Raw genomic sequence first — 25,693 nt, 5'->3', positions numbered from 1 at the left:
CTTCTTGCAGGGCAGACAACGCCCGCTCTACATCCAGGCACCTTCACGCAATTTCTGGGGGACCTAACGAAGAACCCGCCAGCTCATTCAGCAGGCGGGTTCGGCAATGCATGCTTCCAGGCTCAGGCGAGCTTGCGAACGCTCGTACGGGAGGGCTGCAGGATCAGCGCCTTGGACGAATCCGCATCCACCTTGGCACCCGGATAGACAACCAGCACATCCTTGAGCGCCTTACGGAATAGTGCGCGGAATTTCCGCTCACTTTCGGTTTCAGTGCCGAACTGCATCTGCAAGGCTTCCCACGGAATCTCGGTACGCCGCTGAATCGTGAAGAAGCGGTAGGTCAGCCAGGAGTATACGTCCAGCGCGAACGGCGACTGCTTGAGTGCCTTCAGCGCGCGCATGTCAACCGGCACAGGCCGGTTAACCAGCTCATTGAAAAATGGCTCGGACAGCACGACAAAGCTCTCGAACATCGAGCCCTGCCCCGGCTGCATGGGATCCCACCAGGTCGACAGCTGATCTGCGAGTAGATAGCCGACGCGATCAATCGAAAGCGGCTCGTGGCTCTGGTTTTGATTCTGGCTCGGCGTGGACTTGTTCTGGACGATCGCAATGGTGGCGGAGAACAGGCGGATCATTTGCTGCCGCACCAGGGTCATGGTGCCACGCTTGCCACCCGTGGCCATTGGAATGCCCAGGTTGTACATGAACTCGGACAGCGAGTTGCCCAGCGAGATGCGGCGGTCCTCGACCGTCCCGGTAAACTCGCCGCGCTTTTTCTTTGCCATGATCTCCTTGCCGATCCAGGCAAGCATCAGGCGCGGGTAGGAGCCGTAGGGATAGCCGAGCGAGACCGTTTCGGACACCAGTTTCTGGCGTCCATTGCTGGCCTTTTCTGAACGCTGCTGTGTGAAGTATCCAGGCTGGATCATCAGCGAAATATTTCCACTGGTTCGCGTCCACACAGGCGGAGCACCCTTTGGCGCCCGGTAAGGCAAGGTGACCTGCACGCTGGCTCGGCTCAAAAAGCCGACTTCGCCACTTTGCCAGGCATCTTCGCGCTCCATGGCCTGGGCTTCGTCGAACAGGCGCTGGAATTTCTCGGACGGAACCAGACTGTTCTCGTCGCCGGGAACAATGATGCGGGAGGGCTCACTGTCCATATCTGCTGGACCGCGAGACCCAAGGATGGTCTGGTTGCGTTTAATGGGCATATTGGCGTGCTTCGGAATACACGACTTTTTACGCGAAGCAATCCGCCTTGTCACGCAGAAACGGGTTCGGTAGACGAATTTCCTGCAATGCCGCGTGTTTTGGGTGTGCTGGGTCTCATGGCCGATTGCATGGTGGACTACGGTGGGCAATCCCGAAGGGTTGTCCACGGAAGGCCAGCCATCAGCTACCGGTAAACGTTAAGAGTATGGGTTAACTACTTGTAAACCGTATACGGGAGACCCAGGGCCTTGATTCTTATGAGGAAAAACACCCTCCGCGAACCCGATTCTGCGTGAAACCGTACTCGATTCTGCGAAGTGCTGTACCAGATTCTGCGGTATACCGAACCCGTTTCAGCGCAAAGCCCGAACCGGTTTCTGCGTGGATAACTCCCTGTTCCCACAGGCTTTTCCACAGCCGGAGACACCAAAAGCGTACCTGTTTCTGCGAGCGCAGAGTGCTTTTCGCCACGTATACCGCGTAAACCGGTATTCCGGAGTAGTTATCCCCGCAGAATTGGGTACGCATCCGAGTTTGCCAGGGCTGCCTTCGCCCTCGTGCGTACCCAATTCTGCGTAGCGAGCACCCCTGCCGTTCCATTTGCGTACCCAATTCTGCGCTACGGCATTTGAAAACCCGCTTTTCAGGGTTCGCTGCCTTGAAGCGTACCCGTTTCTGCGGCGTACCCAATTCTGCGAACCTTCGTTCCGAGTTGCTTCGCGCCAAAAGCGTACCCGTTTCTGTGGGCTCCCTGCGACCTCGTTTTCCAGCTTGCGTACCCGTTTCTGCGTCCTCGGAGCGGGTTCCGCCGAGCGAAAAATTTCCTTCTTTCCATTATACACAAGCTTTATACCGAAAGCGAGTGCTTGCACTCAAAAATAGCGAATGAGTAAAAGGATTTTTGCAGGCGTACCCGTTTCTGCGCGTGTTCCCGATGAGGCTGGTGCCGGCGCGGTCGTACGCCGCGGGCACCCGTCAGTTGTGCGTACCTGTTTCTGCGGCCACGACCCGGCTGGAAAGGGGGCTATGCGTACCCGTTTCTGCGGGAAAAGAGCCGAGTCGTCCTTGGACAAGGACTTTGGGAGGGGAGGAGGCGTGGAATACGGTCGAGGGGCCGCGTGAAGGCGCCTGCTGAGTGCCGGAAAACGTGGTCTGGGCCTTTGGGCGTACCCGTTTCTGCGCAATTTCGGGCGTTTGAGCTGTTGGGGCAGCGGGAAGAAAAAAAAGACGGGGCGTACCCGTTTCTGCGTTGTGATATTGCGTCAGTCAACCCCTTGCGCGATGCCCATGGAGATGCTCCCAGCGCTCGGATGTCGGCGCGAAGTGGCATTTCACGCCTTGCGTACCCATTTCTGCGCCCCTTGATCGCCGCCTGGCTTCAGGAGGGGCGGCTACGGGATAGGAAATCGCGGTTCCGGGGATGGGGCGTACCCATTTCTGCGTGGGGGTTCGGAGGCATTCCGGAATTGAACTGGCCCCAGAGATAGGCGCGTACCCGTTTCTGCGTGCGCTGCGGGGGCCTGGCTGACGGCGTTGCCAGGTGAGAACAGTGGCGCCGTTCCTGCGGCGATCCCGCCGCGGTGCGGGATCCGGGCGAGGCCGGGAGGATTGCCGGACAAAAAAAAACCCCGCCTCGAGAGGCGGGGTTTTCCTGACTGGGCGTACCCCTAGTGGGGTGCCAGTCTACTGCTTACAGCGGCGTGATGTTCGCAGCTTGCAGGCCCTTCGGGCCGTTCTTGACTTCGAACGACACGCGTTGGTTTTCCTGCAGCGACTTGAAACCGTCGGAGCGGATTTCAGAGAAGTGCGCGAAGAGATCGTCACCGCCAGCGTCCGGCTTGATGAAACCGAAGCCCTTGGCGTCGTTGAACCATTTAACGATACCGGTTTGCATGGTATTGCTTTTCCTGGGAAAAATTTAAAAGAAACGGATAGCTCACGCATATCCGAGCAAAGCAACTCAAGGAAAGGACACCATGGACAACGGAAGTACCATGACGGTGGCTAACGAATGTGCTGTTGCCTCGTCGCTTGAATCTAGCGGGGTTTATACGGCGGATTAGCGCCAGCGTCAAGGTAGGGTCATTCTGGATGTCTGCCTGGATCCACTGCGAGCCACGGTCGGATCATCACGTTTTTCAGATGAATCCTATTCGCCGCTGGTGCCGTGTCGAGTCGGAAATATGCTTGCATCGTCACCGCGATGCCCCGCCACCCCGGTCGCCATTGGCGACCTGCACCAGACCCCCGCCATCCGGCTGACCACCCTCCTCAGCTTTGCAGTGGGAGAAAAGCGTACCCGTTTCTGCGTGGCCGGGCGCGGGCCTCCCGCCTTTCCCCTCGAATCGGCGGCGTACCTGTTTCTGCGTAGCCGACGCACACCACCGGATTAAATTCGCGTACCCATTTCTGCGTGGAATGTAAGTGACCAATTACCTCGCATGGCAGATTGTGTGTGCCAAGGCGCTCATACTAAAGGATGATATTCGGCTGAGTACCCATACTGAGGGCTGGACAAACCGGCCTAAATGCACTGAACTAGAGGCGTGGCAGATTGCGGGGCGCTTCAAGGCGCCCCTTCTTGACTCCGGCACTCCCGGGGCCGCGCCAGCTGACTCAGCGTCTTCAGGCCTGCAGTAGCGACACAACAAGTCCATCTCAAGCAAGAGGGCAAGGACTGAATGAGCAGACCATCGCCAAGATGGCTTCGCCACCACGAAAGGAGCGAGCGGAGACACGCCCGCCCGACAAAAACAAACAATAAGACTAAACAAAAGTGGTAATCGCGAACGTGTAGTGCCGGGGGTGTTGTTCAACGGGGATCAATCATGACTGCAGGAGAAATCCGGCGACCCGCCATGGGGCCCATCAGCGAGTCCGCTGGTCATTCCATTCACCGTGCCTGGGCGGCTTTGGGAGAAGCCGCAGCCGAGGCACCGCGCCGAAGCCGCGCCAGCGAGCGCGGCGACCCTGCCGCCAGTATCGTCGAAGCGTTCCTGAGCCAGGAACAGGCGTTGCCGGCCTACGCGCGTGCCGCGATCGAACAGTTGCTGCAGCGACAACAATCGATGGATGGCGAGTTGTCCCGCCAGCGCGCGCTGCTGCAGGAATGGATTCTCAGCCAGTTGACCTACAAGGCGCTCTATTACCGGTATTCCGGCCAATCGCCCGAAGCACCACGCGCTGAGCTGATGCGCGAAAAGGACCAGGTGCGCCGACGTATTCGCGACCAGCTCCATGCGGGTAGCGACCACAGCGCTATTCTTGGCGAGCAGTCCCGCAGTTTGTCCAAGCCGTAATGCCGACGTTGCGCGTGGGGGATCTCCCCCAACCGACTCAGCTTGACCGCACACGGAGCCCGCACGAGAGCGGGACCGCGGTGCAAGCCGGAGTAGTCAAGATGCTCAACGTCAGGGAGAACGTTATGGACCGACTGTGCAAGGCGGCGACACGCACCGCACAGGTGTTGGTCGTATCGCGCCACGAACCCTATGGATTTGATCCGGCCCAATTCGGCTCCGGCTGGGAGATTCGCCACATCCAGCAGATCCGCGACCTTAGCCGGGTGGTGCGGGGCAGCGCGCCAATGGCTGGCGTGCTCGATCTCGAGACCGAATACAGCGATGCCGAGCTAATGCAGCTCGAGCAGAGCCTGCAGTACCTGCACGTGATGTGGGTGGCGATCACGTCGTCGCGCATGCTGGAGGACGAACGCGTGAGGCGGCTGATACGCGACTACTGCGTGGACTACGTGCGCACGCCGTTTTCGTTCAGCGAACTGCTCTACACGCTGAAACATGCCCACGGCATGGCCTGCCTGCATGGCGCGCGCAGCCACGAACTGATCGGCCACGGCCCCATGATCGGCGAGTGCGCAGTGATGCGCAGCATGTTCCGCTCGCTCGCCAAGGTCGCGCACAACGAGGCGCCCGTCTTTATCTCCGGCGAGTCCGGCACCGGCAAGGAGCTGGCGGCGCAAGCCATCCATGAAGCCTCGAGCCGGCGCAAAGGCCCGTTCGTGGCGATCAACTGCGGCGCCATTCCCCCGCACCTGGTGCAATCCGAGCTGTTCGGCTATGAAAAGGGGGCGTTCACCGGTGCCAACCAGCGCAAGATCGGCTGGATCGAGCAGGCGCAGGGCGGCACGTTGTTTCTCGATGAAATCGGCGACCTGCCACTGGAAAGCCAGGTAGCCCTGTTGCGCTTCCTGCAGCAAGGCACCATCACCCGGCTTGGCGGGCACCAGTCGATCCCGCTGGATCTGCGCATCATCTCGGCGACGCACGTGGACCTGGTGGCGGCGCAATCCGACGGACGCTTCCGTGCCGACCTGTTCCACCGGCTATGCGTTCTGACCTTGTCGATTCCGCCACTGCGCGAGCGCGGGGAGGACATCCTGCTGCTGGCCAATTCGGTGCTTGCCGAGCATGGCCACGAGGCGCATCGGCGCATTCGCGGATTCTCGCCATGTTCCACTCAGGCCATGATGCAATACGAGTGGCCGGGCAATGTGCGCGAACTGATCAACCGGGTACGGCGCGCGATCGTGATGACCGATAACCGCAAGATCACCGCGGAGGACCTGCAATTGCACGGCGGCAGCGACTCGCCACGCAAGACGCTGGACGCGATCCGCGAGGAGGCGGAACGCGAGGCGATTCGTACCGTGATGGCGAGCCACGGCTTCCACGTGGTACCCGCCGCGCGCGAGCTCAACGTCTCGCGTGTCACCTTGTACCGGCTGATGCACAAGCACAATATCCGGATCGAAGCGCATCCCGGCGCCGGCGAATAGCCGGCCAGCACAGCACAGCGGGCTACGGCCCGCTTTTCTTGTCCGGCCCGGGGGCGTTCAGAACGTATAGGGAAAACGCAGCGTCACCGTGTAGTTCGGTGCATCCGGGGTGAGACCGATGCCGATCGCTGTACTCACCGACAAGCCTTTGGTGATCACGTGATTGAAGCCGAATGTCATGGTGGCCACGTTGGCCCGGCTGCCGATCACGGTCTGCGTGACGCCCGCGGTGGTGACCTGCGTGCTCGATGAGATGGCGGCATTGAAGGCCATCGACATCGACGTGCGGTCGTTGAGCGCGAGCGCCAGGCCGCCGCCGAAGCCGATGGTGTCGCCCAGTTTCACGTCGGCCGGCGTGACCTGCCCCTGCACCGAGGAGATATCGCTCACCGAGCGCTTGATGTTGTAGGTGTAGCTGGCATTGACGAACAACACCACGGGGTCATAGGTCTTGAGCAGCGACAACCCGGCCGTCACGGCCCATACGCCGTTGCCCGTGGGCAACTGGTCGGCGATGTTCAGGTTGTTGTTATTGGAATCCGCCGAGACCAGCTTGATGCCGAACGGCGAGCGCCCGGTGGGCGCGCGCACGCGGATGCTGCCGACCACGTCGGGCGCGGCGCCGCTTTCGCGCAGGAACTGGTAGTACAGGCCCATGCTGATATCGCCCAGCGCCGTCGTGCTCAGCGTGGCATCGGACAGGCTCGAGGCGGAGCCGCCGGCGCCGCCGGAGATGAAGTTGGTGTTGCGGTACATCACCGGCAGATCGAAGTCCATCGACAGGCGGTCGGACAGGCCGTAGCGTGCGATGGTGTCGTACGTGAGCGTGTGCGACTTGGTCTGGTTGAGGTTGATGGTGCCGAGGAAGATGGCGTCCAGCGCCAGGAAGCCGGACAGCGACAGCGCGCGCCGGTCGTAGTAGCTGTAGATGAAGCCGCTGTCGATGGTCAGGCGCCGCTCGAACAGTGGCGCATGCTCGCTCTGGTAGACCAGGTCCTTGCTCTGCACGCGTGCCTGTTGCTGTGTCTCGCGCGCATCCGAGCCCACCACCGGCGTGTCGCCGGCGGGCGTAGCCGTGGCCGCGCCGCTCGCGGCAGGGCTTGCGCTTTGTGCCAAGGAGGGAACACCGGCAGCGGTCATTCCGCCACCGGCGTTCCCGTTGGCACTGCTCCCCGTTCCTGCTACTACCCCCCGCCCGCGCGCCCCGACCATTTCCAGATCGTTCAGGCGCTGTTCGAGAGCCTTGATGGTCTTGTCTTGTTGTTCGACCAGTTGTGTCAGCCGTTCGATCCGCTCGTCGGCGCTGGGCTGGGCGCTGACCTGCGCCCACGCGCCGGCCGAGATCAGCGTACCCGCCAGGGTACCCATCAGAGCGAGTTCGGTCTTCATCTTTCCCCCCGGAAATCTGAATGGGCGCGAAGCGGGTGTGCCAGCCCTGCGCATGCTGGATTATCGTCGCATCGTTGCGATCGCCGCTAGTGCGTCCCGCATGCTGGTTTGCGTCAGTTGCCGGATCGTCAGTTGCTGCACCTGCAGCGTAATGTTGGTGAGGTTGAGCACTTGCTGCGCGTCGCCCGTGATGCGTGCTGTCTGCATCAGGCTGCCGCCTTGCGCATTCTGCGCGGCGCTGCCCGCGGCCGACTGGATGGCCAGCGACACGCCGCCGCCTGGCGCGACCGTGGCGCTGGCGGTGATGCCGTTGCCGTGCGCCACTTGTGCCGCCGGGTTGCTGCTTGCCACGCTCGCTGTGGGCGCCGCCGCGATGGGTGTGGTCTGGGTCGTGATGGTGCTGACGTTGCTGGCCGAATTGCCATCGCCGGCGATCTGCGCGACCTGGCCCACGCCCGCCACCTGCACCGCGGAGCTGGCCGTGCCGCCGTTGCCTTGCACATTGCCCGGGGCAAGGCTCTGGACGTGAGCCGACAAGCTCGCGGTGGCCTGCGCCACCGCGTTGCTGGTGGCGAGGTTGGCGGCGGCGACGCGGGCGGTTGCCGTGGCGATCGCCGTATCGTTCTGCCAGCGCGAAACCATTTCCACCACAAAGCCGCTGACCAGGCTCGCGCCCAGGTACTTGCCGCGCACGCCGGCCATCTCCGCGTCGGAGACGAGCTCTGCCATTGCTGGCGAGGCCATCACGTCGCTGGCATCGTCAGCCGCCGTGGATGCCAGCGCAAGCGTTGGCGTGACCAGCGCCATGCCGGCGGAGCAGCTCAGGCAGAGGAGACGCTGTGCGGTGTCCATGTCAGAAGTAGTCCATCCGTATCAGGCCAAAGTCAAGCGCCGCGGGCACCATGCCTCCGGCCAGCGCGGCGTTGGTCCGGTCGCGCAAGGCGGGCGCGGCGATATCGAGCAGCGGCGAGTTCGGATCGAACGGCCGGCCAACGATGGCGAACACCAGCCCGTTCCAGTTCGCCGCGAAATCCTCCTCCTTGATGATGCGGTTGCCCAGTGCCGGATCGGCTACGAACACGCGCCCGTCGATGGCCTTGCGCACCACCACGAAATGCAGGTAACCGTTGACGTCGAGCAAGGTGATGACCGGGATCTTGAGTTGCCGCAGGGCGCTGTAGTCCACGCGGAACCCCCGCCCGCGCAAGCCCAGCGTTTCGACGTAGTTGCGCATGTCGAGCATGGAGAAGCCATTCTTGACCACGGTGTCGGCGTCGGAGATGCGCAGCATGTCCTCGACGATCCTGGGCTCCGCCAGGTCATAGCCGTAGCCGTAGCGCAACAGCGTGCCTACCGCGGCCGCGCCGCAACTGAAGTCAAGCTGCTGGCGCATCATGTTCTGGTAGCGCATCTCGAGCATGCTCTTGACGGGCTTCCTGAGCATCGGCTGTCCGTCGATGTCGATCGTCATCGTGCTCTGACCATTGGCACTGAATGCTGCTACCAGCAGCATGCATGCCCCGGTCACGCGGAATAGCGCGCGCATGACACTCCCCCTTGGGCGGGTTGAGCCGGTGACCCCCGGGTCCCGGCTCTCCAGCCGCGTTCGTGCTGTTGCCGCAGTGCTCAGTGGGTCGCCGTGGAAATGGCGAGCCCGTTGCTCTGCGCGTTGCCGGCCCCGGCGGCGATATTCACGCCGATATTGCCCACCGCGTTGGCCAGGGCGCCGCCGTTGAGCGTGGCGGCGTTGTTCGGCCTGCAGCCACACATCGACAGGTCATTGCCGTAGGTGGTCTGGTCATTGGACGCGGTTGCCTTGGCCAGCGCGCCGACGGGGTCCCCTCCATTGCGGCCGCTGCCGCCGCTGCCCATATTGACCGAGGCTGCCAGCGCATTGCTCTGCAGGTTGCCGGCGCCCGCGGCAATGTTCACGCCGACGTTGCCCTTGGCCCCGGCCAGCATGTTATCGCCCATGCTGGCGCTGTTTGCGGCGCCGACCATGTGCATGCCGTTATCCCCGGTCTTCTGACTCGAGAACACCTGCGCCGAGGCGAAGACATCCGACGCGTCGATGCTGGCCAGCGCGGCCTGGTTGGACTGGCCGTTGCCCGCGCCTGCAGATATGTTCACGCCGATGTTGCCTTGCGCATTGAACAGCGCGTTGCCGCCGCCGAATGCGCTGTTGGTGGACGGGCCGATACGCACGCTATTGTCGCGCGCGCTTTGCTGGCTGTTGACCACCGCGCCCGATTCGGACCTGAAGTGGATATCTCCCCAGGCAAAGCCGAAGCCACGGACATAGATGTCGTTGCTGATCGCTGTCTGGCTGTAGATATCGGCGTCGTCCGGCCGGTCGAAGTAACTGAAGCCGCCCGCGAATGCGCTGGTTGAAAGCGCAATGCCCGCTGCGATGGCGAGGATTTTCGTTCTCATGATTTTCTCCTTCCCTGCTTAGAAAAAAGTGCCCGCCGGGGGACGGAGCACAAAAACGTTGGACGAGACATTCCCCGATCCTGCCGTCTGGTTCAGCTGCACCAGGCCAGTTGCGTTGCGGTAGGCATCTGGCTGGATCACTGCCTCGCGCGGACCCGTTGCGTGGCCCGCTGAACCCGGGCGACTTCCTCCGGCCGATTCCGCGGCTAGCAAGCCGTCGGAGATGGCTTCGATCTTTACGCTGGCGGCCGGCGCCAGCACAGCCGCATTGATTTGCACGTTGCCGTTGCCGCTGGCCACGTTTGCCGAAAGCAGCCCGCTGCCATTGGCGAAGGCACCGCCGCCGATCTGGCTGATGGCGCCTGTCGCGGGTGCGGTTGCGCCGGCACGCTGCTGCGACTGCACGTCCGCGCTGCCACTCGCGATGGCGGCCTGGTTGCTTTGCGCGTTGCCGCTACCCGCGGCCAGGTTCACGGCGGCGCGACCGGCAACGCCGGTGAGCGCACCGGCATCGATGCGGGTGCTGTCAGTAGCTGTGCCCTGGACCTGCGCGTGAAGCGGCAGGCAGGCAAGCATCAGGCAGGCAAGCATCAGACCGGCAAGCCAGGCAGCGTGGTTGCCGCGCGCGGTGTGGACGCCGGTCATGGCCGGCCTCCCACCGCAAGCGGCGCCAATCCGTGCATCAAGGCGCCAGTCATGTTGCCGGTCGCCTGCGCGACCTGGCCGGCGATGCCGCCCGAAACGCTCCCGGCACCGCTGCCATTAGCCAGTCCCTCGATCTGGCCGGGCGCCAGGGCCAGCCGCCCGGTGGTGGACAGACTGGCGCCGGACACGGCGGCGCCGGCCGCGCTGCGGCCTACCGCGGCAGCGAGATCGCTGTCGGTCAGGTCGCTGGCCACGGCGGCGGTGGATTGCTGGAAGCGTGCGGACGGAAACGGCTCGACAGCGGCGGCTATCGGCATGTCCCCCTGCGGTATGCCGCGATAGGCAATACGCGGCTCGACGCTGCGCAGAACGACGATATCGCCTGGGTCTGCAATCGCGGAGAAGGAAGCAAGGGCGGCGACAAAAGCTGCAAGACCGATGGCGCAGGCCGCGCCAGTCGATACGAACGCCTCCGTGCCGTCATTCGCGCTGGCGGCTGACGCATGGCTGAACTCACTCCCGCGTTGTAGGACTCGTCGCGTCATTTTTTTATGTCTCCCTGTGGCGAACAGAGCGACAAGCGTGCCAATACCCTGCAATCGAGCGCTGTCAACGGTTTGCGGGTGGTGCGCAAGAGCGCGCGGAAGTTCCCTGATGAAGGAAGAACATTTTGGTTGCAGCGCTGTAACGCGGCATTGCCGATGGCGCCGGATGAAAGTGATTGCCGATTGGGCGCGCGGCCATGCTGAGTCAGGCACGACGACGCGCCATGAGCGCTTGCGAGGGCAGGCCGGTGCTGGTTGCATTGCTGAAACAGGGCGGGGGCCGGCATGTGTGCCGCCCCATCTTTGGTACCGGCGGCAAGGCGGGCGGCCCGGGCAGTTTGCACCTCGTCTGCGCCGCTTTACGCGCGTTTGCCGGCGCGCGGCTCTGTACGCAGAAACGGGTACGCTCCGGGCTTGCAGGAGCGTGATGCCTGTGTCGGCGGCATTGGCCTGGGCGCGCCGTTGCGAAGCTGTTGGCGCTCAGGCCGACAGCACGGGCAAGGCTGGTGGAGTGAGGGGCGTCGGCGCGGTGCCGGCGGCTTGCTCGTCCAGCGCGCCGGAGATCGGCTTGGGTCCCGGCTGGCTGCGTTCGCAGCCAGTGGCGGCGAGCAGGCCGAGCGCCAGGAAGACGGCCGTGCCAAGGCGGCGGAGGGTTTTCCGGTTCATGGTGCCTCCTTCTGGTTGTCGAGAGGGTGTGTGCGGGAGGACGGTACCCGGACGGCTGGTGCTTGCGGCCAACCGCTCCGGTCGCGCCGCTTACCCGCAGCGAGACGGCGCGTAGCCCATCTTTCAGTCTAGCCGTTCACCGGCCGGACAGGGCCGGAACCGGGGCGCGAGCCGCGTCCGGGCGGCTTGGGCAAAGCGCGGGACGGGCTGTATCATGAACCTTGGAACGGATAACAAAACGGGAGAAGGCTTCATTGGAGTCCCATCATGTTGCGCTACGCCGTGGTTTTCTTCGTCATCGCCATGATCGCGGCCGTGTTTGGCTTCGGCGGCATCTCCGCCGCAGTGGCCGAGTTCGCCAAGATCCTCTTCATCATCTTCCTCGTGCTGTGCGCGGTGTCGTTGATATGGGGCCTGAGCAAAGAGCGGGGCTAGGGCAGGTCGCCGGACCCTTTATCCGCCCGACCAACAGCGGGATCCTCACTTGAATCCAGCCGATTCCCCCGACCAGTCCCTGGACCGCACGCCGCCCAAGCAACGCGCTCGCGGCATCGGCCATTGGCTGCCCGATCGCCATACCGCAGCGCGCACGGCCAGGGTGGTGCTGGCCGCGGTCAGTGCATGGCTGGCGCACCGAGCCGCCAGCAAGGGCGCGGCGCTGTCCTTCTATATGCTCTTCTCGCTGGCGCCAGTGCTGGTGCTGGTGATCTCGATTGCCGGCATCTTCTTTGGCGCGGAAGCGGCGCGGGGCGAGATCTTCGCCCAGATCGACGGCCTCGTTGGTGCCCAGGGCGCGGCTGCCATCCAGGAAATCCTTGCCGCCACGCACCGCTCGGGTGGTGGCGGGCTGGCCGCGGCCATCGCCACCGGCATCTTGTTTGTCGGCGCCACCAGCGCCTTCGCGGAACTCAAAGGCAGCCTCGACGAGATCTGGGAGACACCGGCGCCACAGGGCGCCGGCTGGCAGCAATTGCTGCGCGCCCGCTTGCTCTCGTTCAGCCTGGTGCTGGTGCTGGCCTTCATGCTGCTGGTGTCGCTGATCGTCAACGCCGCGTTGGCGGTAGTCGACCGGTTTTGGGGTCAGATGTGGACGCAATCGTGGTTTGCGCCGGTGGCGGACGTGCTTTCAACGGCATTTTCATTTGGCGTGGTGACCCTGCTGTTCGCCGTGATCTTCAAGATGCTGCCCAATGCCCGCATCGCCTGGCGTGACGTGGTCATGGGCGCCATCATCACCGCCCTGCTGTTCTCGGTGGGCAAGCGGCTGATCGGCCTTTACCTGGGCAATAGCGCTGTAGCTTCGTCCTATGGGGCTGCGGGTTCTGTGGTCGCACTGATGTTGTGGGTGTACTATTCGGCACAAATTTTCTTCTTCGGTGCCGAGCTGACCCGCCAATACGCGCTGCAATTCGGCAGTTTGCGGGGGCAAAGCATCAGCCCGCCGCCCGATCCGCGCGCGGCCGGTCCCGCGAACCGGTAAAATACGGCCCGATTCCCTTCGTGCATGCCCGCAGTGCCCGGCCCCCGACCGCAAGCTGATGGTCGCGCCGGCCCCTGGCGCCGGTCCGCTGCGCCCCGGGCCCCTTTTCATCTTCTGTTTGCCGAATCCACTGCCGTGAGCTCGCTCGTATCCGAAATTGCGCGTCGTCGCACCTTTGCCATCATTTCGCACCCTGACGCGGGTAAGACGACCCTGACCGAAAAACTGCTGTGGTTCGGTGGCGCCATCCAGGTCGCGGGCGAAGTGCGCGCGCGCAAGGCCGATCGCCACGCCACCTCCGACTGGATGGAGCTGGAAAAGCAGCGTGGCATCTCGGTGACCTCGTCGGTGATGCAGTTCCCGTATCGCGAGAACATCGTCAACCTGCTCGACACCCCGGGCCACGAGGACTTTTCCGAAGACACCTACCGCACGCTGACCGCGGTGGACTCCGCGGTGATGGTGATCGACTCGGTCAACGGCGTGGAAGCGCAGACCATCAAGCTGCTCAATGTCTGCCGGTTGCGCGACACACCCATCATCACCTTTATCAACAAGCTCGACCGCGAAGGCCGCTCGCCCATCGAACTGCTCGACGAAATCGAGGACGTGCTGAAGATGCAGTGCGCGCCGATGACCTGGCCGATCGGCATGGGCAAGGCCTTCCGCGGTGTGTACCACCTGATCGACGACCGCGTGCAGCTGTTCGACCCGCACGGCGAGAAGGGCACCTCGGCCATGGTCCAGGGCCTGGACAACCCGGAGCTGGACCGCGTGCTGGGCACCCAGGCGGAAGAGCTGCGCATCGAGATCGAACTCGTGCGTGGCGCGTCGCATGCCTTCGACAAGGACGCGTTCCTCAGCGGCAAGCAGACGCCGGTGTACTTCGGCTCTGCCGTCAACAACTTTGGCGTGCAATCGCTGCTCGACGCCTTGTGCGAGCTGGCGCCGCCGCCGCAGGGCCGCAATGCAGAGTCGCGCGCGGTGGAGCCGCAGGAGCCCAAGTTCTCTGGCTTCGTGTTCAAGATCCAGGCCAACATGGACCCGCGCCACCGCGACCGCATCGCGTTCGTGCGCGTCTGTTCGGGCCGCTTCGAGCGCGGCATGAAGGTGCTGCATGTGTCCACCGGCAAGACCATGGCCATCAATAACGCCATCACCTTCATGTCGCAGGACCGCAATACGACCGAAGAGGCTTACGCCGGCGACATCATTGGCGTGCCCAACCACGGCACCATCCGGCTTGGCGATGCGTTCAGCGAGGGCGAGGCGCTCAAGTTCACTGGCATCCCGTCGTTCGCGCCCGAGTTCTTCCGCCGCGCGCGGCTGAACAACCCGCTCAAGGTCAAGCAGCTGCAAAAGGGCCTGCAGCAGCTGGCGGAAGAAGGCGCGACGCAGATGTTCCGCCCGATTGCCTCCAATGACCTGGTGCTGGGCGCCGTCGGTATCCTGCAGTTCGACGTGGTGGCGCACCGCCTGGAGCACGAGTACGGTGTCGACGCGATCTTCGAGTCGCACGACTGTGCCACCGCGCGCTGGCTCAAGGGCGACCCCGCGGAGATCGAGAAGCTGATCGAGAAGGCGGGCCACAATGTGGCGCTCGACGGCGCCGGCGACCACGTCTACCTGGCGCCCAGCATGGTCAACCTGCGCCTGACGCAGGAGCGCTTCCCCAAGCTGCAGTTCATGGAGACGCGCGAAATCGTTTGAATTTCGCGCTGCCAGAGCGATCTGGCGCAAGCGCCGCCCGTTCGGGCGGCGCGTTTAATCCAGGCGCAGCAGGTAGTGCAGGATCAGCGCGCCGCCGGAGCACAGCACCACCGCATTGACCATGCGCAGGAACTGCTCGCGCGACAAGCGCAGCGTGATCCTGCGCCCGGCCCACAGGCCCAGCGCCATCGCTGGCGCCAGCAGCAGCGCCAGCTTGATGATGGCCGCACCCGCATAGACGCCCGCCAGGGCAAATAGCACCAGCCGCGTTAGCGTACTCACGCCGATCAGCGTGGACTGCGTCATGCGCATGGCGTCCTTGCCCAGCCGGCCCGACAGGTAGATCGCATAGAGAAAGCCGCCGCTGCCGAACATGGCCGAGCACACGCCGCCGCCCAGGCCAAAGGGCAGCGCCGCGCGTGGCGTAAAGCCGGTGGGTCGCTTGCCGGCAAGCGACCAGATTGCATACCCCATGGCGAATACGCCAAGCAGCACCGGCAGCAGGTCCGACTGCAGCTTGAGCAGCAGTGCGGCGCCCACCAGACTGCCGGCCAGCATGCAGGGCAGCAGCCGCCCAAGCTCAGCGCGGTCGGCGGCGCGGCCATCGCGCAGCAGGGCAAAGGCAGCGGCCGTGCAGTCCATCAGCGCCAGTAGCGCAACGATCTGGCTCACCGGCATCAGGTAGGCCAGCATTGGCCCGGCCACCAGCGCGGTGCCGAAGCCCGCCATGCCGAAGATCACATAGGCGCCGGCGATCGCCACGCACATGGCAAGGTAGGCGGACAGGGAAACATCGGGCAGCAGGGCGGTCAGGTCCACGGGCATCGGTATCAGGGTTGCGTGCCCCACAGCATAGGGACGCCTGCGTGCGCGGACCAATATCAAAGCGCCCCGCGATCCATCGCAAAGCGGCATGGCAGCGCGCTGGGCGCGGCGCGCGCGCCATGGCACACTTGCGCGCACAATCTCAGGCCGATTTCAGCCCGTCCGTCCCGTCCCATGAGCCCGCCCATTCAATGAGTCCGTCCCTCAAGCAGTTGCGCTACTTTGTTGAAATTGTCGATGCCGGCAGCTTCAGCCTGGCCGCGGAACGGCTCTTTATCGCGCAGTCGGCGCTGAGCCGGCAGATCAAGGAGATGGAGGGCATGCTGCAGGTGGTGCTGCTGGTGCGCAAGCCGCGCCATGTAGAGACCACGCCGGCCGGCCGCGCTTTCCTGGAGGCGACGCGCCGCATCCTGGCCGAGCTGACCGAGGCCTCCGCGCAGGCGCGTCAGGTCGAGCGCGGCGAGCAAGGCACGGTGCGCCTGCTGCATTCCAGCTCGGTGCCGCTGACGCCGGCCTGCACGGCGGTGCTACGCGAGTACCAGGCAAAGCACCCCGGAATACGTTTCGAGATCTCGCAGGCATCCAGCGAACAGCAGGCGATGGAGATCAAGGAGGGCCGCGCCGACCTGGGCCTGGCGCGCGAGCCGCTGCTGCGCCGGCTTCCCGGCGTCGAGGTGGACCCGCTCTATGAAGAGCGCCTGGTGCTGGCGGTATGCAGCGCGCATCCGCTCGCGCACGAGGAAACCGTGGCGCTGGAGAGGTTGCGGGAAGAGCCCTTCGTGTCGCTGCCGCATCCGGACCGGGGCGGTCTGAGCCATCGCGTGGCGCAGTGCTGCCTGGAGCGCGGCTTCTATCCGCGCGCGGCGGCGGCGATCTCGCGCAAGCTGTCGCAGCTGGCGCTGGTGGAGGCAGGGTTTGGCGTGGCCTTGGTGCCGGCTTCGCTCAGCCGCCTGGCACCGCCGGGCGTGCGGTGCGTACCGCTGGCCGATGCCGGCGGTGATACGCGTTGTGATACGCGCGTGCTGCTGCTGTCGCGCCGCGACGCTGCGCCAGCCGCCGCGGCGCTGGCGCAGAGCCTGCGCGCGGCGCTGTCGCCTCGGTAGTCGCCTTACTCGCTTTTGTGGCCTAGTAGGCCAGCGAGGCCTGGAAGTAGAACGTGCGCGGCATGCCCACGTACTTGCCCGCGTTGTTGTCGGTGGAGCGGGTGAAGTAGCGGCGGTCGAACAGGTTCTTCACGCCCACCGCGATCTTCAGGTTTTGCGCCGCCTTGCCGAAGTCGTAGCCCAGGCGCAGGTTCATCAGTGCATAGCCGGGGATATCGCCCAGCGCGCCGTTGGCGCTTTCCGCGGTCTGGTATTGCGCATTGGCGGCTGCCGGGTCGCCCGGCGAGCGCTCCTTCGATTGCGCGAAGGCATCCACGTTCAGCATCCAGCGGTTGCGCAGGTAGCGCATGCCTAGCGTGGCCACGTGGCGCGAATAGAACGGCAGGTCGCGCCCGGCGAAGTTGCCCTGGCTATAGGTGGCGTCGGTGAAGGTGTAGGTAGCGTAAGCCGAGAGTCCGGCGAGCGTCGGCGTCAGCTTGGCGAAGTCGTAGCGCAGCGAGGATTCGACCCCGCGGTGCGTGGTCGCGCCGAGGTTGGTCCAGGCGTCCGGGCTGCCGCTGGTGCCGCCGCGCAGTTGCAGTTCGTCATCGAAGTCGATGTTGAACAGGGTCAGCTCGCCGCCCCAGCCGTTGACGCTGTCGAAGTGCGTGCCGATCTCATAGGTCTTGGCCTTTTCCGGGGTCAGGCCGTTGGTGGTCTGCGCGATCTGGAAATACTGCAGCGGTCCAAAGGACACGCCAGCGTTGGCGAACAGCTTCCACTGGTCGGTTACGTGGTACATCACCGCCAGCGAGGGCAGCGGTTCCTCGGACTTCACATCGTTGCGCAGCTTGGTGAGGTTGTCCGTCACGTAGGAGCGGATCATCTCGTAGCGCAGGCCTGGGGTGATGGTCCAGTTGCCCACGTTGATGGTGTCGTCGATGTACACCGCGTTGGCGGTGGTGCCGCCGGTGCGTGACTGGTACAGCGTGGACGGCGCGTTGGGTGCGTCAAAGCCGGTGCCCGGGCGATAGAAAGCCGTGCGCGAGGCTTGCTCGTCGCTGGCCTCGCGCAGGAAGCGATAGCCCACGCCGATTTCGTGGCTCACGTTCTCGCCGCGAAACAGTTGCGAGTAGCGCGGCTCGACGGCGAAGGTGTGGTAGTTGCGCGGGTACGAGACCAGGCGACGCTGGTTGCCGGATTCGCTTTCGATATTGCTGCCGCGGAAGCTCTCGGTGTAGTACGTCAGCACCTCGAACTTGCGGTTGTTGTCGTTGTGCGCGTACTTGAGCGTGATGTCCTTGCGGCGCCCGCTGAAGTTGTCGAAGGGTCGCACCGACTGGAACGGGTCGGCCGCGTACTGCGCCGAGGTCAGGCCGCCGGGCATGCCTGCCGTGGCATCGTAGTAGTGCAGGCTGCCGGTGAGCGCGTCCGCCGGCGTGATGCGGTAGGCGCCCTTGAGCATCAGGTCGTCGATGTTGACGTGGTCGTTGCTGGCCCGGTAGCCGTTGCCGTGCACGCCCGAGTACAGCAGCGCGCCGCCCAGCCCCTGCTCGTTGGTGCCGCCGATGAAGGCGCCCGGAATGGTCTTCACGCCGCCGCCATGGCTGTAGATGTCGGACTCCACCGAGGCGCTTGCCGCGAAGGTCTTGGGAATCGGCCGCGTGACGAAGTTGATGATCCCCCCCACGTTCTGCGGGCCATAGCGCACCGAGCCCGCGCCGCGCACCACGTCCACCGCTTCCAGGTTGCCCAGTGACACCGGGGCCATCGACAACTGCGGCTGGCCATAGGGCGCAACGGCCAGCGGCACGCCATCGAGCAGGATGGTGGAGCGCGGCGACAGGCGCGAGGCCAGCCCGCGCACGCCCACGTTCAGAGAAATGTCGCTGCCGCCGGTGCCGTTGCTGTCCTGGACCTGCACGCCAGGTACCCGGCGCAGCACATCGCGCACATTGCTCGCGCCACTTTCCACCATGGTCTCGCGGTCGACGATGGTCCGCGCGCCGGGGTGCTCCAGCACCTTCGCCTCGTTCGGGCTCTCCAGCCAGTTGCCGACCACCGTGACGGCGTTAAGGGTGCTTTCGGCGCTGAAAGCACCTTGGCTTGCCGGGGCAGCGGGCGGCTGCGGGTCGGCAGCGTGTGCGGACAAGGCGAGGCAGAGCAGGGTAGCGCCGGCCGCGGCGCTGGAGAGCTTGGAGGTGGGCTGCAAAATGGCAATTCCTGGGAAGCGCTGGCGGCGATGATGTGCATTCGCCGCATCGAGGGATCGCATTATAAATACGAATCATTCTCGAAACCACCATGCGTGTCTTCCTGTTGCTACATTGCATCATTGAAGATACATGGGGGAGCTGGGACGTGATGCATGCGCCTGCATGCATCGCGGGCCTCGGATAGAATGCGTCCCAGCTTTGCCCCGCCGCCGCCCCGTCACCACCGCCATCCATGTCGACCCCTGCTTCCGTTCTGGCCCCCGAGCCGGACTCAGTCTTTCGCGACCCTTCATTTCGGCTGTTCTGGTTTGCCCGCCTGTGCACCACCATTGGCTACCAGATCTTTACGGTGGCGGTAGGCTGGCAGATCTACGACCTCACCCGCGACCCGTTCATGCTTGGCATGGTGGGGCTGGTGCAGTTCCTGCCTTCGGTGATGCTGCTGCTGATGTCCGGCCACGTGGCCGACCGCTTCGACCGGCGCCTGATCGTGCGCACCTGCCAGACGCTGGAAGCGCTGATCGCGGTGTCGATGGCGGTGGCGAGCCTGTCGGGCTGGATCACGCGCGATCACATCTTCGTGTTCGTGGCCCTGATCGGTGCCACCCGCGCCTTCGAGACGCCGACGTTGCAGGCGCTGCTGCCCAGCGTGGTCACGCCACGCATGTTTCCGCGCGCGGTGGCGCTGTCCAGCTCCGCCACACAGACGGCCATCATCATCGGTCCCGCGCTGGGTGGTTTTGCCTATGTTGCCGGCCCGGGCGTTGTCTACGCCATCAGCGCCACGTTGTTCGCCGTGGCCGCCTGCCTGGTCACCGCGCTCAAGCTGCGCCAGGCCGCGCAGCGGCTGACCACGCCGGTCAGCATCGCTACGCTGTTTGCGGGGTTTTCGTATATCCGCGGTCGGCCGGTACTGCTTGGCGCGATTTCGCTGGATCTCTTTGCCGTGCTGCTGGGCGGCGCCACCGCGCTGCTGCCCATCTACGCGCGCGACATCCTGCATACCGGCCCCTGGGGCCTGGGCCTGCTGCGCTCGTCGCCCGCCATCGGCGCGCTGGCGACCGCGCTGTGGCTCGCCCACCATCCGATGAACCGCCGCGTGGGTCGCGTGATGTTCGGCGCGGTGGCCGTCTTTGGTATGGCGACGATGGTGTTCGGCATCTCGCACTGGCTGCCGCTGTCGATGGCGGCGCTGGTCATGCTTGGCGCCTCCGACATGATCAGCGTGGTGGTGCGCTCCACGCTGGTCCAGCTCGATACGCCCGACGATATGCGCGGGCGCGTGGGCGCCGTCAACTCGGTCTTTATCGGCGCGTCCAACCAGCTTGGCGAGTTCGAGTCCGGCGTGACGGCCGCGCTGTTCGGGCCGGTTGGCGCGGTGCTGCTTGGCGGCATCGGCACGCTGGTGGTGGTGGTGGTGTGGATGCGCCTGTTTCCCTCGCTAGCCTCGCGCGACCGCTTGCACGATCACCCCGTCACGGCTTGAAATAAGGTCCAATCCGGCCGGTCCAAGCACCGGCTGGGTGCAACGCCCGTTCTTCCTCCGCACTACCTCCTGCGCACCAAAGCGTACCCAATTCTGCGTGCTCCCGCGCAGGGGGGCCGCACGATTCTCCCCACATAAAAAGTACGCCCAAGCCCGCTCCGGCGAAATATTTTTCAATCGGGCCCAGCCCTTGCCCACGCAGGGCTGGCGCCGATTCGCTCAGCTGTCGCCGCGCATCGGGGGGAAACCAATTCCCCCGTCATTTGTCCTGAAAGTATTGTCAATTTCAATCAAATGTAGGCAATCGTCTGACATCAAGTCGGTCCACCGCCGCACTGTGGCGGAGGTGCCGATGCGCGTGCTGCTGTCGGGCGGCATGGACTCCAGCCTGATCATCGGATTGCTCGCAGAAACGGGTACGCCCGACCGGCGCACCTACGCCTTCGCTTCGAAATTGACCTGCTGTTCCCGTTCACGGCCTGATGCCACGCTCGTGCGTACCAACCTCTTCACGATCCATAGCGCACCAACCTCTTCCTGAAATCTTTCGAACCGAACCATGAACCCGCCTGCATGCAGACACTAAAGATCGACCCGCTTCACCTCAAGACCACGCATGGCTACGCGCGCACACGCTTGTCCGTGCCGGTGCACCTTGCGGAATGGCTCACCGTCTATATTCAGAGCGGGCCAACCTTGCCGGAGGACCGCCAGCGCCGCATCGGCTTGGTGGCCGGCTTCTCGCACCAGCTCGATCCGGGCCAGCTTGCGCGCAGCGAAACGCCGCTGCCGCACGCCGGAGAACCGGCGCACCCCCGCCGCGACGACGATGCATCCTGAGCCGCGCATGTCCAGCTTTTCCACACTGATCGCCGGAGCCGAATCCATGAACCTGAACTTCATCGAGCCCCACAAGCTGGAAGCAGCCTGGGCGTACCTGCTGCAACTGGTGGTGCAGCAAGGCCTGAACTGCATCGCCGCCATGCTGATCCTGATCCTGGGCTGGTGGCTCTCCGGGCGCGCCCGCGCCGCGGTGCTGCGCGCGTTTGACCGCCCGCGCGTGGACGCCACCTTGCGCCCGATGCTGGCCAGCGTCACGCAGTGGATCGTGCGCGTGATCACGGTCGTGCTGGTGCTATCGCAATTTGGCGTGCAGACCGCCAGCATCATTGCCATGCTCGGCGCCGCCGGCCTGGCCATCGGACTGGCGTTGCAGGGCACGCTGCAGAACATTGCCGCGGGCATCATGCTGGTCCTGCTGCGGCCGTTTCGCGTGGGCCAGTACATCGATGCGCAGGGCGTGGCCGGCACGGTGCGCGAGACGGGTTTGTTCATGACCGAGCTGACCACCTTCGACGGGGTTTGCCTGCGCGTGCCCAACGGCAAGATCTGGGGCAGCGCCATCACCAACTACAGCGAGAATCCCACCCGCCGGCTCGACATCGAAGTCACCGTCACCTTTGGCGCCGACATCCAGGCCGCGCTCGATGCGCTGCGCGCCATGCTTGCGGCTGAGGCGCGCATCCTGGCGGACCCGGCCTCCGAGGCCATGGTGATCAACTACGCTGCGCAGGGCGTGACGCTCAACGTGCGTTGCTGGGTTGCCGCCGGGGATTACTGGAACGTGCGCTTCGCTTTCTACCACCGCATCAAGCAGGTGCTCGAAGCTGCCGGTTGCGCCATCGCCGTGCCGGTGCAGGAGTGGCGCGTGTCCGAGGACGCGCAACCGGCCGCGCCCGTCGCGCCGAGTCCCTCGCATCGCCTGAGCTGACGAACCAACCTCTTCGGATCCCGCCGCAGCGGTGCGCAAGCACCCAGGCGGCGATCCTGTCTGGTGGCGAGCGCTTGCGCCGCCATTGGCCAATCCATTTCTCTCGCCCCCTTGGGTTCTTCACCGGCATCCGCGTTTCGTTGCGCTACGCGGCGGAACACGGCTTGCCTTCAATCTCTGGAATTGAATTTGCTGTCTGCACACAAGCTCGAACTGAACCCCATCGCCCGAAAGCCTTGTGCGCCGCGCGCAAGGCTCGCGCAGTGCCTGCCGGCGCTGGCCTGCGCCGCCGTGCTCGCCTCCGCCGCACCGACTGCGCACGCGCAGGGCAGCCTCACGCTGTACGGGTTTGCCGACGTCGGCATCTTTCGTCCCGCGCCCGGCCAGCCCATTCAGCTCGGCACCATGCAGCGCAGCTTCATCGGCCTGCGCGGCAGCGAGGCCCTGGCCCCCGGCTGGGCCGCCACCTTGAACCTGCAAACGCGCTTCGACATGGGCAATGGCCGGTTCGAAGCCAGCGGCGCCACGCCGTATTTCCAGGGCGAATCCACTATTGGCATCCAGTCGCCCTACGGCGATCTGCGCGTTGGCCGTGCGCTGACGCCGATGTGGCAATACGACTGGCAGTACGACAGCTGGGACAATTTCAACCGCGTGAGTTCCGTGGCGTGGTACGTGTACCACCCGTCCTATCGCACCGATCCGTATCACAATGGCCCCGCGGGCGAATACTCGCGCCTGAACAACGGCGTGTTCTACGACTCGCCGAAATGGGGTGGGATACACGTGCACGTATCCGCTGGTGTTGAGAAGAATGAAACGCCGGACGCCGCCGGCAACCGGGACCGCACGCGGCCGCTGGCGGCCTCGCTCAACTACGATGGCGGGCCCTGGTCGGCCATGCTGACGGCGGAGCGCAATTCGGCTTATGACAACACGTGGTTCGCGGGGCTGGCCTACGCGTTCACCAAGGTGCGGCTGATGGCCTCGTACAGCCAGACCCGTCTAAGCGCCGCGAGCCAGGCCTTCCTCGGCGACGCCAGCGCCAGGCGCAGCGCCGCCACGCTTGGCGTCAACTGGCGCGTGGGCGCCTATACGCTGAAGCTCTCGGGCGCGCGCGATTTCCAGGGCTATGGCACGGCGGGCGTGACCGGCTACGTCACCAGCGGCGTGGACTATGCGCTATCGAAGCGCACCACGCTGTATGGCGCGGTGTCGTATCGCCACAGTCGCTACGCAGGTGGCGGCACCGGATTCGGTGCCGGCATCAGCCATAGCTTCTAAGCCGCGCACAAGCTACCTCCCGTCAGCCTTCCTCGGCAAACAGCGAGCAGGCCCCCGCCTCCGCCGTGCTCACATGACGCCGGAAATTGGCGAACAGGTCGCGCCCCACGCCGTGCCGGTTGGCTGAGAGGTCGGGCGGCGTCACCGAGCGCGCAGCCCATTCCGCTTCGGGCACCAGCACCGTGAGCACGCCCGCATGCGCGTCCACGCGCATCGGGTCGCCATCGCGCACGCGGGCGATGCCGCCACCACTCAATGCCTCGGGGCACACATGGATGGCGGCAGGCACCTTGCCCGACGCGCCGGACATGCGTCCGTCCGTCACCAGCGCCACGTGGAAACCGCGGTCCTGCAGCACGGTCAGCGTGGGTGTGAGCTTGTGCAGCTCCGGCATGCCGCAGGCGGCCGGCCCTTGCCATGGCAGCACCGCGATAAAGTCACGCTCCAGCTCGCCGCGCTTGAACGCTTCGATCAGCGCGTCTTGCGTGTGGAACACCATCGCCGGGGCTTGCACGATGTGGTGCTCGGGCTTGACCGCCGAGATCTTCAGCACGGCGCGGCCGATATTGCCGTCGAGCAGCTTGATGCCGCCTTCCGGCGCGAAGGGCTGGCCGGCGGCGCGCACGATGGTGTCGTCCAGCGGCGCTTCGGGCCCGTCGATCCAGGTGAGCTGGCCATCGCGCAGCACCGGCTCGCGCGTGTAGTCGGCCAGGCCCTTGCCGACCACGGTGGTCACGTCGTCGTGCAGCAGGCCAAGCTGCAGCAAGCCGCGAATCACCAGCCCGAGTCCGCCGGCGGCCTGGAACTGGTTCACATCCGCGCTGCCGTTCGGATACACGCGCGCCAGCAGCGGTACCACTTCCGATAGCTCGGCAAAATCGTCCCAGCCCAGCACGATGCCCGCGGTGCGCGCCATCGCCACCAGGTGCAACGTATGGTTGGTGGAGCCGCCGGTGGCCAGCAGGCCGACGATGCCATTGACGAAGGCGTGCTCGTCAAGCACGTCCGCCACCGGCGTATAGCGATCGCCGCCATGCACAAGGCGTAGCGCCTGACGCGCGGATTCGCGCGTGAGGGCTTCGCGCAGCGGCGTGTTGGGATTGACGAAGGCAGTGCCGGGCAGGTGCAGGCCCATGATCTCCATCAGCATCTGGTTGGAGTTGGCGGTGCCATAGAAGGTGCAGGTGCCCGGGCCGTGATACGACTGGCTCTCTGCCTCCAGCAACTCCGCGCGGCTGAGCTTGCCCTCGGCATAGCGCTGGCGCACGCGCGCCTTTTCCTCGTTGCCGATGCCGGTGGTCATGGGGCCGCCTGGCACGAAGATGGCGGGCAGGTGGCCGAACGACAGCGCGCCCATCACCAGCCCCGGCACGATCTTGTCGCACACGCCGAGGTACAGCGCGCCGTCGAACATCTGGTGCGACAGCGCCACCGCGGTGGATAGCGCGATCACGTCACGCGAGAACAGCGAGAGATCCATGCCGTCCTGGCCCTGCGTCACGCCATCGCACATGGCGGGCGTGCCGCCGGCGAATTGCGCGGTGCCGCCCGCCTCCAGCGCGGCTTCCTTGAGCCATTGCGGATACTCCGCCAGGGGCTGGTGCGCCGACAGCATGTCGTTGTAGGAGGAGACGATGGCGAGGTTGGGGCGCTCCTGCGCTTTCAGGCGGATCTTGGCCTGCTCGGGCATGGCCGCCACGGCGTGCGCCAGGTTGGTACATGAGAGCTGCGCGCGTTCCACCTTCTGTCCCGCCATGGCGCGGGTGCGGTCCATGTAGGTCTGGCGGGTGGCGGCGCTGCGCGCGACGATGCGGGCGGTGACCCGTTCCAGGACTGGGTGACTTGGCATGGGGATCTCCTGCGTGGGTGCTTTTTCAGCCTAGTGCACTTTGGGGAGGGGCGCACGGTTGGTGCGCGGTTGGTGCGTGCTTGGCGCCAGTATGAGCCGCTGCACGTTTTCTCCACAAGTGCTAGACTTCGCCGCATTCTCTGGAGTTCAAACGACATGAAGCAAGCAGCGCAACGCACCGCCATCGCAGTGTTTGCCGCGGCACCTTACGGTGAACGCGTGCTGCTGGCTATTCACGTCTAGTCTTCCGAGCGTCCCGCCCGGAAGGCTGCAAGGCCAGTTCCGGGAACGACGAAACC

The 25,693-nt window shown here is 64.9% G+C and carries 23 protein-coding genes; 11 read left to right on the top strand and 12 right to left on the bottom strand.

Annotated elements, in window-relative coordinates:
- Window positions 1-122: 122 nt before the first annotated feature.
- A complete protein-coding gene (locus AC1DQR_RS13520; RefSeq protein WP_193692219.1) occupies window positions 123-1,166 on the bottom strand; it encodes a replication protein RepA in 1,044 nt (347 codons plus the stop codon).
- 1,742 nt (window positions 1,167-2,908) lie between these two features.
- Window positions 2,909-3,112 (bottom strand): cold-shock protein, encoded by a 204-nt coding sequence (locus AC1DQR_RS13515; protein ID WP_006159057.1) that lies wholly within the window; start codon window positions 3,110-3,112, stop codon window positions 2,909-2,911.
- Window positions 3,113-4,046: 934 nt separating this feature from the next.
- Here AC1DQR_RS13515 and AC1DQR_RS13510 point away from each other — a divergent pair.
- Window positions 4,047-4,517: a hypothetical protein gene (locus AC1DQR_RS13510; RefSeq protein WP_477133142.1), complete on the top strand. Its 471-nt coding sequence runs from the start codon at window positions 4,047-4,049 to the stop codon at window positions 4,515-4,517.
- 125 nt (window positions 4,518-4,642) lie between these two features.
- Window positions 4,643-6,013 (top strand): sigma-54-dependent transcriptional regulator, encoded by a 1,371-nt coding sequence (locus AC1DQR_RS13505; RefSeq protein WP_174425748.1) that lies wholly within the window; start codon window positions 4,643-4,645, stop codon window positions 6,011-6,013.
- Window positions 6,014-6,070: 57 nt separating this feature from the next.
- On the opposite strand, the gene AC1DQR_RS13500 is transcribed toward AC1DQR_RS13505, so the two are convergent.
- The 7 genes from AC1DQR_RS13500 to AC1DQR_RS13470 all read right to left on the bottom strand — a co-directional run bounded on the left by AC1DQR_RS13500 (window position 6,071) and on the right by AC1DQR_RS13470 (window position 11,691).
- Window positions 6,071-7,402 carry a transporter gene (locus tag AC1DQR_RS13500; RefSeq protein ID WP_416051313.1) on the bottom strand — a complete coding sequence of 444 codons (1,332 nt, stop codon included), beginning with the start codon at window positions 7,400-7,402 and terminating at the stop codon, window positions 6,071-6,073.
- 60 nt (window positions 7,403-7,462) lie between these two features.
- Complete coding sequence (locus AC1DQR_RS13495) at window positions 7,463-8,254, bottom strand: hypothetical protein (RefSeq protein WP_477133141.1); 792 nt, start codon at window positions 8,252-8,254, stop codon at window positions 7,463-7,465.
- A 1-nt stretch (window position 8,255) separates the two neighbouring features.
- A complete protein-coding gene (locus AC1DQR_RS13490; RefSeq protein ID WP_416051315.1) occupies window positions 8,256-8,948 on the bottom strand; it encodes a C39 family peptidase in 693 nt (230 codons plus the stop codon).
- A gap of 80 nt (window positions 8,949-9,028) precedes the next feature.
- Window positions 9,029-9,835, bottom strand: coding sequence for a hypothetical protein (locus AC1DQR_RS13485; RefSeq protein ID WP_477133140.1), 807 nt, complete (start codon window positions 9,833-9,835; stop codon window positions 9,029-9,031).
- Between the two features lie 18 nt (window positions 9,836-9,853).
- Window positions 9,854-10,480, bottom strand: a complete 627-nt coding sequence (locus tag AC1DQR_RS13480; protein ID WP_477133139.1) for a hypothetical protein — start codon at window positions 10,478-10,480, stop codon at window positions 9,854-9,856.
- Window positions 10,477-11,025 (bottom strand): hypothetical protein, encoded by a 549-nt coding sequence (locus tag AC1DQR_RS13475; protein WP_477133138.1) that lies wholly within the window; start codon window positions 11,023-11,025, stop codon window positions 10,477-10,479. Before AC1DQR_RS13475 ends, AC1DQR_RS13480 begins: the two co-directional genes overlap by 4 nt.
- A 480-nt stretch (window positions 11,026-11,505) precedes the next feature.
- Window positions 11,506-11,691 (bottom strand): hypothetical protein, encoded by a 186-nt coding sequence (locus AC1DQR_RS13470; protein ID WP_416051319.1) that lies wholly within the window; start codon window positions 11,689-11,691, stop codon window positions 11,506-11,508.
- A 267-nt stretch (window positions 11,692-11,958) separates the two neighbouring features.
- Here AC1DQR_RS13470 and AC1DQR_RS13465 point away from each other — a divergent pair, with 267 nt between their 5' ends.
- The 3 genes from AC1DQR_RS13465 to AC1DQR_RS13455 all read left to right on the top strand — a co-directional run bounded on the left by AC1DQR_RS13465 (window position 11,959) and on the right by AC1DQR_RS13455 (window position 14,881).
- Window positions 11,959-12,126 carry a DUF1328 domain-containing protein gene (locus AC1DQR_RS13465; RefSeq protein WP_416051320.1) on the top strand — a complete coding sequence of 56 codons (168 nt, stop codon included), beginning with the start codon at window positions 11,959-11,961 and terminating at the stop codon, window positions 12,124-12,126.
- A gap of 49 nt (window positions 12,127-12,175) precedes the next feature.
- The gene (locus tag AC1DQR_RS13460; protein WP_416051321.1) at window positions 12,176-13,171 is read left to right on the top strand and encodes a YihY/virulence factor BrkB family protein; all 996 of its coding nucleotides are present in this window, start codon (window positions 12,176-12,178) and stop codon (window positions 13,169-13,171) included.
- Window positions 13,172-13,306: 135 nt separating this feature from the next.
- Window positions 13,307-14,881 (top strand): peptide chain release factor 3, encoded by a 1,575-nt coding sequence (locus AC1DQR_RS13455; protein ID WP_043357489.1) that lies wholly within the window; start codon window positions 13,307-13,309, stop codon window positions 14,879-14,881.
- A gap of 54 nt (window positions 14,882-14,935) precedes the next feature.
- Here AC1DQR_RS13455 and AC1DQR_RS13450 read toward each other — a convergent pair whose 3' ends face one another.
- A complete protein-coding gene (locus AC1DQR_RS13450; protein ID WP_416051322.1) occupies window positions 14,936-15,706 on the bottom strand; it encodes a sulfite exporter TauE/SafE family protein in 771 nt (256 codons plus the stop codon).
- A 191-nt stretch (window positions 15,707-15,897) separates the two neighbouring features.
- Between AC1DQR_RS13450 and AC1DQR_RS13445 the strand changes: the two genes are divergently transcribed.
- On the top strand, window positions 15,898-16,809 hold the full coding sequence (locus tag AC1DQR_RS13445) for a LysR family transcriptional regulator (RefSeq protein ID WP_416051323.1): 912 nt from the start codon (window positions 15,898-15,900) through the stop codon (window positions 16,807-16,809).
- A gap of 22 nt (window positions 16,810-16,831) precedes the next feature.
- On the opposite strand, the gene AC1DQR_RS13440 is transcribed toward AC1DQR_RS13445, so the two are convergent.
- Window positions 16,832-19,009, bottom strand: a complete 2,178-nt coding sequence (locus AC1DQR_RS13440) for a TonB-dependent receptor family protein (RefSeq protein WP_477133171.1) — start codon at window positions 19,007-19,009, stop codon at window positions 16,832-16,834.
- Between the two features lie 227 nt (window positions 19,010-19,236).
- Between AC1DQR_RS13440 and AC1DQR_RS13435 the strand changes: the two genes are divergently transcribed.
- From AC1DQR_RS13435 to AC1DQR_RS13415, 5 genes are all read left to right on the top strand, one after another.
- Window positions 19,237-20,490, top strand: a complete 1,254-nt coding sequence (locus tag AC1DQR_RS13435) for an MFS transporter (RefSeq protein ID WP_416051324.1) — start codon at window positions 19,237-19,239, stop codon at window positions 20,488-20,490.
- Between the two features lie 37 nt (window positions 20,491-20,527).
- Window positions 20,528-21,031, top strand: a complete 504-nt coding sequence (locus tag AC1DQR_RS13430) for an asparagine synthase-related protein (RefSeq protein WP_477133137.1) — start codon at window positions 20,528-20,530, stop codon at window positions 21,029-21,031.
- A gap of 32 nt (window positions 21,032-21,063) precedes the next feature.
- Window positions 21,064-21,330, top strand: coding sequence for a hypothetical protein (locus AC1DQR_RS13425; RefSeq protein WP_416051325.1), 267 nt, complete (start codon window positions 21,064-21,066; stop codon window positions 21,328-21,330).
- 46 nt (window positions 21,331-21,376) lie between these two features.
- Window positions 21,377-22,261, top strand: a complete 885-nt coding sequence (locus AC1DQR_RS13420) for a mechanosensitive ion channel family protein (RefSeq protein ID WP_416053341.1) — start codon at window positions 21,377-21,379, stop codon at window positions 22,259-22,261.
- A 189-nt stretch (window positions 22,262-22,450) separates the two neighbouring features.
- A complete protein-coding gene (locus AC1DQR_RS13415; protein ID WP_416051326.1) occupies window positions 22,451-23,545 on the top strand; it encodes a porin in 1,095 nt (364 codons plus the stop codon).
- Window positions 23,546-23,567: 22 nt separating this feature from the next.
- Here AC1DQR_RS13415 and edd read toward each other — a convergent pair whose 3' ends face one another.
- Window positions 23,568-25,394 carry a phosphogluconate dehydratase gene (edd, locus tag AC1DQR_RS13410; protein WP_416051327.1) on the bottom strand — a complete coding sequence of 609 codons (1,827 nt, stop codon included), beginning with the start codon at window positions 25,392-25,394 and terminating at the stop codon, window positions 23,568-23,570.
- Window positions 25,395-25,693: the final 299 nt, after the last annotated feature.

It is taken from the genome of Cupriavidus sp. 05L411, from assembly GCF_056398045.1.
Note: the sequence above shows the minus strand (reverse complement) of the source record. Positions and strands in the feature narration are given on the sequence as shown.

Bases quoted from the DNA above. Each gene is read 5' to 3' on its own strand.
- AC1DQR_RS13420 (WP_416053341.1), top strand. From the start codon at position 21,377: ATGAACCTGAACTTCATCGAGCCCCACAAGCTGGAAGCAGCCTGGGCG.
- AC1DQR_RS13510 (WP_477133142.1), top strand. From the start codon at position 4,047: ATGACTGCAGGAGAAATCCGGCGACCCGCCATGGGGCCCATCAGCGAG.
- AC1DQR_RS13445 (WP_416051323.1), top strand. From the start codon at position 15,898: ATGAGTCCGTCCCTCAAGCAGTTGCGCTACTTTGTTGAAATTGTCGAT.
- AC1DQR_RS13465 (WP_416051320.1), top strand. From the start codon at position 11,959: ATGTTGCGCTACGCCGTGGTTTTCTTCGTCATCGCCATGATCGCGGCC.
- AC1DQR_RS13450 (WP_416051322.1), bottom strand. From the start codon at position 15,706: ATGCCCGTGGACCTGACCGCCCTGCTGCCCGATGTTTCCCTGTCCGCC.
- AC1DQR_RS13495 (WP_477133141.1), bottom strand. From the start codon at position 8,254: ATGGACACCGCACAGCGTCTCCTCTGCCTGAGCTGCTCCGCCGGCATG.
- AC1DQR_RS13505 (WP_174425748.1), top strand. From the start codon at position 4,643: ATGGACCGACTGTGCAAGGCGGCGACACGCACCGCACAGGTGTTGGTC.
- AC1DQR_RS13490 (WP_416051315.1), bottom strand. From the start codon at position 8,948: ATGCGCGCGCTATTCCGCGTGACCGGGGCATGCATGCTGCTGGTAGCA.
- AC1DQR_RS13480 (WP_477133139.1), bottom strand. From the start codon at position 10,480: ATGACCGGCGTCCACACCGCGCGCGGCAACCACGCTGCCTGGCTTGCC.
- AC1DQR_RS13485 (WP_477133140.1), bottom strand. From the start codon at position 9,835: ATGAGAACGAAAATCCTCGCCATCGCAGCGGGCATTGCGCTTTCAACC.
- AC1DQR_RS13435 (WP_416051324.1), top strand. From the start codon at position 19,237: ATGTCGACCCCTGCTTCCGTTCTGGCCCCCGAGCCGGACTCAGTCTTT.
- AC1DQR_RS13475 (WP_477133138.1), bottom strand. From the start codon at position 11,025: ATGACGCGACGAGTCCTACAACGCGGGAGTGAGTTCAGCCATGCGTCA.
- AC1DQR_RS13515 (WP_006159057.1), bottom strand. From the start codon at position 3,112: ATGCAAACCGGTATCGTTAAATGGTTCAACGACGCCAAGGGCTTCGGT.
- AC1DQR_RS13500 (WP_416051313.1), bottom strand. From the start codon at position 7,402: ATGAAGACCGAACTCGCTCTGATGGGTACCCTGGCGGGTACGCTGATC.
- edd (WP_416051327.1), bottom strand. From the start codon at position 25,394: ATGCCAAGTCACCCAGTCCTGGAACGGGTCACCGCCCGCATCGTCGCG.
- AC1DQR_RS13520 (WP_193692219.1), bottom strand. From the start codon at position 1,166: ATGGACAGTGAGCCCTCCCGCATCATTGTTCCCGGCGACGAGAACAGT.
- AC1DQR_RS13425 (WP_416051325.1), top strand. From the start codon at position 21,064: ATGCAGACACTAAAGATCGACCCGCTTCACCTCAAGACCACGCATGGC.
- AC1DQR_RS13470 (WP_416051319.1), bottom strand. From the start codon at position 11,691: ATGAACCGGAAAACCCTCCGCCGCCTTGGCACGGCCGTCTTCCTGGCG.